Raw genomic sequence first — 6,835 nt, 5'->3', positions numbered from 1 at the left:
AATCCCAACAACAGACCCGCTTAGCACCTTCACCATTCACTAACACCCAACCACTTCTTTTTCGGTTTTTATCATCAAGTACATCGACTTTTAACCACAAGTTACCTTGTGCATCTATTGCTCGATTGTCTCTTAGCGATAACTTTGCATCATTCATCTCGACCTGTAATGCCGTGCCCACAATTAGTGTGCTACTGGGTATATTACTCGCTTGTAAAGGATGCTTAGTCCAAGCAACCGTGTTTTCGGCTAAAGATTACTCCCCATTGGGTTTGGCTACTTTGGCAATAGCCGCTTCATTTTTTATCCATAATGTCTTTATCTCAGTTTCTGATGACTGTATTTCAATTTGCAACCAAGCCACCTTCACATCTTGACTCATTATATTGATTTTGCTCTTTGCATATGGTTTACCCACTGTCGTATCCGATGCAGCTTCTTTTTCCAGTAGTTTTAACTTTTTAGCTATACCCAAAAAGGCTTTATCTTCCTCTGGTGGTTTACTCGCTTCCGCTTGTGTTTGAGTAATATAACTTGGTAAGTCTTCACAGGTGAAACATTCAACATGTAAATGAGGGCAAAATTCTTTATCGTTTGGACCGTTACCTAATTTTTAGCTGTGCTATTTTAATGACAATAGTGTTTGATCTATTTTTTTGTTTATTTGTTCTACTAAACATTTTGTAATGTTATAAGTAAAACCCTCTGTTTCATAATAATAATTAGGTGCAGCTATTGATAAACATATTTTATTAATTTGTTTATCTATTTCGTCTATAGATTCATTAAGATTCGTTTTTTTATCTTTAAGCGATATGGTTTTTTGAGATAAAAGGTCATGATAGTAACGATAAGAATCTATACTACAACTAGTCGAGTATTCTTCTTGATAACAAGTTTTTAGTTTATTAATTTGAAATTTTGATGTTTCAAGCGAACCTTCGAGAATTTTGAATTGATCGGGGTAAGTAATTTGATATTTATAACCTTCGTCAATTAATAACTCTTTAAGTTGAAATTGTAAGTCTTTTTCATCTATTTGATAATGCTTCCAGAATATTGGTTTTACACTAGTATCGATATCTTTGACCAATAATAAATAAACATCTTTACTAGGCGAAATATAATAGTATTGATTACTTAACCAATAATAACCTTCAACATCATAAGAACTATTTGCCAATATAATTTTATCTTTAAAGTTTCCTTTATGAAAAATGGATAAGTTAAGCTCTTTAACCGGATATATTTTATTATTAACGGTTTTATTATAGATTTTTTTATTAATAGTAAGCTTTAAATCATTTACATCATATATAACAATATTATTTCTAATAATTTCATATAAATTATCAAAATATGAGGCCATTTGATTAATTGGACAACGCTCAAGTATTTCTTCTCGTTCAGTATTTGTAATATGCCAAAAATTATCAGTTTTTTCGCAATCTTTTGTTAGTTTAGAGATATCTATCGAGTTAAGAAAAGATTTACCTTTATAGTTCTCAATAACATCAATTTCCTGACCATAACAGCAAAAACTAAATAAAAATAACACTATATATTAATAAAAAATAAATTTTTCATTACTTAATCCTTTATTGTGTTAAAAATGCCAGAAGAACTCATTTGATATTTGTTTTCTATTGTATAAACTTTTTTATCTTTTGGGTTTTCATCGTGTTCAAAAAGATTTTGCTGTTGATGTTGTTTAATTAATATTTTGCCATCAGGCTTTATTACAAAATCATTCCAATAGGATATTTCGCCATTTTTAATTTTGTACAAAAGTATTGTATCCAACAAATTTCCGTTATTATCATAACTATATATCTGAAAAGTAAAAACTTTTTCATCATTTTCACCTATAGCCATTTGGATAATGCCTTTATATAAAATGTCCTTATAATAAAAATAACAATGAGGAAAATAAAAAGTTGTTTTAGTAAGATATTCAAATAATTTTGGCTTAAATGAAAATTCTTTATTCGTAAATCTTAATGGAAATGGCATATTAGGGGAAAGATACAAGCCATATTCTCCCCAATAATAATATTTTTTTAATTCATTAGAAGAATAAGGTAATTTGATTTTATGATAGTAACGTAAATCACTATTTAAATTTTCTGAAAATGCCATATTTACACTAAATAATGATAATAGGCAGATAATGATAAACCGTTCAAAAAATTTCATTGTTAACTATCCTTAATGTTATTTATGCCTAATTCAACATCTTAATAAATCGTGTTCTTTTTTATTAGGATATTATTTAATATAAGCTAATAAAAGTGATGAAGAAAGCATGTTATTATTCTAATTTATACTTAGTCACATTCATTATTCAAAATTAATATTACCTTTATCATCAATAAAATAATAACTTACCTTATGTTGTTCAGTCATAAGCTTGTCTGTTTCTATATCAATGCAATACTCTGATTCTATTATTTCAAATTTCTTATTTTTATAAATACGTGTTCTTTTATTGATTGAGCACTCTGCTTGTGCACCATCCACAACAATCATTTTGCTAATCAGTTTATTACTCTTATCAAAAATCTGTAATTCAAGAGTTGGAAGGTTATAATATGAATCTTGATCATTATGATCCCAATAAGCAAAAAGGAACACATTTAGCTTGTTATCAAGCTGAAGCTTTTTAAATAATATCGCTTTACCTGTGTAAGGTTTTCTATGTTCAACCATACTTAATAAAGGCGTGTTGGGATCAAAAAGCGCATTTGTTGGATTCTTTTCATCATATATTTGATTATTATCCGCAAAAAAGTCTTTCAAAGAATGATAGGGAAATGTTTTTTTTGAATATCCTTTAAATTCATAAAGGATATTATTAAGATCTTTATTTTTATCTTCTGCAAAAGAAAAAAACGAGATTAATAAAATGCATATATAGAAAAATTGAAACCTGATCATTTTTAATCCTGTACATTTATAATTAAGTTAAAATCAAAACTGCATATATGTAAATGATGGTGATGTCTATATCCATTTGGCGGATCTTTTCTCATATGTCTTGTATGTTTTAGTAATGTATTCGCGTGTTTTTTATACGTGAAATATTCCGAATACATTAATGACGTTCTAGCCCAACCAAACTTATATAATGCAGTATTAAATTCTTCTTGTTTTTTAAAATCGAAAAAAGAATCAGTTAATTCTGTTCTCTCTCCATTTTGATTTTCTGATATATACCTTAGATCGCCTGCAACCCCATTTATATGAGATTTGCTCTGAACAGATTTAGCATCATGAGTGCTAAATCCATTAAAGCCTAAATAATCAGCATTTAGTTCTAACATAGCGCCAAGCAACCCTGCAAAACAATCAGGATTTATATACCATCGATGACTATCACTATTAAATGTTGCAAATTTTGCTTTAACACTACCATCAGATGAAATGTAACCCTTTTCAAACTCCTTAACATTAATTAATTCCACATTATGTGCTTGTGGAATATTTCCTCTCGCCATAGCCTTAGTCACATGAACAGTAAAAATACCCAACTCATGTATCTTTTTATTCTTATCATGATAAACGTATTTATATTTTTGCTCATACCCTGTTAGTATTTTTTGTGGTATATGTTTTTCAATTTTTCCGTCATGATAAATATGATAAGTAACAATTCCTACTCTAGTGAAATAATCCATCATCGCTACCGGATGAATAAACCACGCCTTGCCGTCAGCACTAAGCGTGGCCGGTGGGGTGGTGTCTGTTGCGGTGGTTGTAGCGGTTGTGGCATTGGTTGCCTCGCCATTTTCTGGTTGCGTGTCGTTTTGTTGGTTTAACTTGGCTAAGCCTTTAGCAACATCTTCCCACCATAACATCTTTTTTATCTTCTCTTTGGTCTTTTCCCAAGCTGTTACTTGTTTTTCTAATGCTTCCATTTTGGCATAATTTTCAAACTGCGCTTTAGTCAGCTTTTTCGAGGGGGATTCTTTATAATCTGCAGGAAAACGGCTTATTTCTCGTCTTAATGTTTCAAACCCTTTCGCTTCAGGCGAGTCCTTTGCTTTACCGACACTACTTAAATATGCCTCGAATTTGGCTTCGTCATCTACAGCTAAAAATCCCCTAATGACTAAGTTATATGCATTTTCATAATTGATTTCATTATTAGATTTAACACAACTACCTTTTACTTTACCATTTTCCCACCCATCAACTCTAGATCTTATTTCGTTGAATAACTCGTTGCTTTTAATAAATTCATCTAAATCAATTTGGATTTGATTATAACAATAAAAAGGTACTTTTATTTCAATATTTGTAATCATCACCCTTCACTGTAATTCCAAGGATTAAAAGCATACCCTCTAATCCATTTTATTATTTCTCCGTGCTTTTTACTGCTGTAGCTTACCTTAAACCAGACATTAGAATATTGGTCTTTATCCCAAATGACATCCAGAATTTTGACAAAATCGTTTTGTACTAAATACATACTTGTTGGCTCATTTTCATTGGGGTTACTATAAAGATTGATTCTTTCTTGTTGAATATAAGACGTGATATTGGGTTTTAGAGTAGATTTATTTAGTAGTTCTAATAATCGCTTTTTATCATAAAAAGTAGTATTCCCTTTTGCATCAATAATATCTAAACCAATAAAACCCTCTGAACTGGTTTTACTCGCCATTCGCTGGTAAATTTCTGATTCTTTAAAATGGTATTCTTTTTCCTTATTCACCATGACAACTGTAAATTTATTTGAAGAATAGTCATCAAGTGATAAATAACGTCGATAAAAACTGATGTCATCTATTTTACCAATAAAAGCATCAAATTGTTTGTCAGATAAATATTCGTTACTTTCTGGAAAGTATATATTATTGTAGATACTGTATAAGTAAAACTCAGGAAATAAATTTTCAAACCCTTCTTTACCAAATCCATCTTCGATAATTTTTTTATCGCCACAATAAGAATATTTGGCTTCCATAAAATTTTTTAATCTTTGGTTGATATATACACATTGAACCATTAACTCATTATTTTTAATCATAATAGGTATGTTGGCTTCAATAGTTTCGGCAGCTGGCATAATGTAATTAAATGCAGACTTATTATTCCATGAATCCAATCTAATATTCAGCATCCCCCATATTCCAATTACATTTTTATATGATTTATTGAAATTTTTTGCATGTACTTCTAGTATTCCTGACTCCGAAAAAAAATCATCTTCATCACTATTTTTATTTTCACAAAAGTAAGATATAAACTTATAAGACTTAGAGTTAATATTAAATTTTTGATTTGTGATGCTTTTTTTAGTTAAGCAAGATTCTTCTGCTGAACAAACTGCACTGATTATCATCACTAATATCAATAATATTATTTTTCTCATTCTAAAATTCCTCAGTTAAATTTGACGTCTCTCCAAGGATTGATTCAAATAGCCTTGCAAAAAAGGCTATATTATCAGCACTATCATTTCTATTTATTACTGCTCTTGCTGCTTTGTAATCAATATGACTTTTATAGATATACCTTGACCAATTTACCACCAGTAAAAATCCCTTTCATCATTCCCCAAATCATGATTGGTACGGCATAATCAAGTTCAGCTGCTTTATCGGGTTGATCAACAAAATCAATACCAAAATAGTCACTCGCTTTTTTATAATTATTTTCCCACGTTAAATGAACTAAGCCTCGACCACGATATTTATAACCATCCCCCTCTTCTGTATTTCCATTATCCTTAGCTCTTTTTTTTAGGGATTCATTGCTTGCTAATACAGGATCATATTTATTAAAATATGCTTTTCCTAAACTGCCTGAACGTTCTTCCAGTGCGCAGAAAAAATCTCTTCCCCACGTAGCTTCCCAACGAGCTGTTGCTAACATATAAGATACATAGTAAATATTGGGCTTAAATTCTTCATGTTCTTTATAAAAAAGGTTTATTCTTTTAATGAGCCTTCGAAGACTATCTTTTGATTTTTGATTAAAGTCTGAAACGACATCCTTCTCATTTGCTTTAAAATTTTTATGTTCACTTTCGTATTTAGTAAGGAAACTTTCAACATCTATCAAATCTAATGAAACAAAATTAAATAATGCCACTGGATGAATAAACCACGCCTTACTATGGTTCTATTTTTTCAGGAAGTAATTTTGCTTTCGTTGCAAAATAATATTCTCCGTTAGGAGCAGTAATTAATTCTCAAATTAAATTATCTTCTTGTAGTCTAATAATAGCTATACCATTTTTACCACCAAAAGTACTATCAAAATGAACCTTAATTTGATTATTAATTAACTTAGATGCAAAAGGTATAGGGCAATCTATTTTATTACCATAATTAACAATAGAACATAATTCCCCTATTACTATATTACTATTGTCAATTTTTAATTGTATAGAAAAAACACTATAAGGTATTTCATTTTTTTCTAAATAGATTTCTTCAGTCCAAGTTTGTTCAATATCTAAAGCACATGCATAATCTAAATGTAATAAAACAAACAAAAAAAATAATATATTGCGCATAAAACTAGCCATCTTTAATTTCCACTTTTAAACAATCATCAACTCTATTTAACCAACCTTTTAAAAAAACATAGTTTTTTGTATGAGTCCCATCCTCTTTAATAGCTAATTTAGTATAATATGCTTTCCTAATTTCAGTAATACGCGTTAATAATTTATCTTGATCAGAAATAGAATTAATGATATTAGCTGTCGCTTCTCCCATTTTTCCATTAATATGTAATAGTCTTTACTTAATCTGACATTCAAGTTATTTTATAACACAAAAAGGAGAGTCAGAAATGAATCAAACAGCCAAAATCATTA

10 protein-coding genes are annotated in these 6,835 nt (G+C 29.5%); all 10 read right to left on the bottom strand.

Translation table 11 applies throughout. From position 1 onward, the window contains the following. A partial coding sequence (locus GQ589_RS11045; RefSeq protein WP_160426189.1) for a hypothetical protein occupies positions 1–181 on the bottom strand: 181 nt, incomplete at its 3' end. Between the two features lie 75 nt (positions 182–256). After that, a complete protein-coding gene (locus tag GQ589_RS11040; protein ID WP_160426188.1) occupies positions 257–475 on the bottom strand; it encodes a hypothetical protein in 219 nt (72 codons plus the stop codon). A 147-nt stretch (positions 476–622) separates the two neighbouring features. Continuing rightward, the gene (locus GQ589_RS11035; protein ID WP_160426186.1) at positions 623–1,558 is read right to left on the bottom strand and encodes a hypothetical protein; all 936 of its coding nucleotides are present in this window, start codon (positions 1,556–1,558) and stop codon (positions 623–625) included. A 32-nt stretch (positions 1,559–1,590) separates the two neighbouring features. Continuing rightward, the gene (locus GQ589_RS11030) at positions 1,591–2,196 is read right to left on the bottom strand and encodes a hypothetical protein (RefSeq protein WP_160426184.1); all 606 of its coding nucleotides are present in this window, start codon (positions 2,194–2,196) and stop codon (positions 1,591–1,593) included. A gap of 144 nt (positions 2,197–2,340) precedes the next feature. Next, entirely contained in the window at positions 2,341–2,937 is a 597-nt protein-coding gene (locus GQ589_RS11025; protein WP_160426182.1) for a hypothetical protein, read from the bottom strand. Positions 2,938–2,939: 2 nt separating this feature from the next. Next, positions 2,940–4,307, bottom strand: a complete 1,368-nt coding sequence (locus tag GQ589_RS11020; RefSeq protein WP_160426180.1) for a hypothetical protein — start codon at positions 4,305–4,307, stop codon at positions 2,940–2,942. Next, complete coding sequence (locus tag GQ589_RS11015; protein ID WP_160426178.1) at positions 4,307–5,380, bottom strand: hypothetical protein; 1,074 nt, start codon at positions 5,378–5,380, stop codon at positions 4,307–4,309. The genes GQ589_RS11020 and GQ589_RS11015 overlap by 1 nt, the downstream gene beginning before the upstream one ends. A 131-nt stretch (positions 5,381–5,511) precedes the next feature. After that, positions 5,512–6,102, bottom strand: coding sequence for a hypothetical protein (locus GQ589_RS11010; protein ID WP_160426176.1), 591 nt, complete (start codon positions 6,100–6,102; stop codon positions 5,512–5,514). A 100-nt stretch (positions 6,103–6,202) separates the two neighbouring features. Beyond that, positions 6,203–6,541, bottom strand: a complete 339-nt coding sequence (locus GQ589_RS11005; RefSeq protein ID WP_160426174.1) for a hypothetical protein — start codon at positions 6,539–6,541, stop codon at positions 6,203–6,205. After that, the gene (locus tag GQ589_RS11000; protein ID WP_370519441.1) at positions 6,534–6,746 is read right to left on the bottom strand and encodes a putative peptidoglycan-binding domain-containing protein; all 213 of its coding nucleotides are present in this window, start codon (positions 6,744–6,746) and stop codon (positions 6,534–6,536) included. The genes GQ589_RS11005 and GQ589_RS11000 overlap by 8 nt, the downstream gene beginning before the upstream one ends. Positions 6,747–6,835 lie beyond the last annotated feature (89 nt).

It is taken from the genome of Gilliamella sp. Pas-s27 (assembly GCF_009795865.1).
Lineage (GTDB): Bacteria > Pseudomonadota > Gammaproteobacteria > Enterobacterales > Orbaceae > Gilliamella.
The sequence above is the reverse complement of the archived record's forward strand: the minus strand, read 5'-3'. Positions and strand labels throughout refer to the sequence as shown.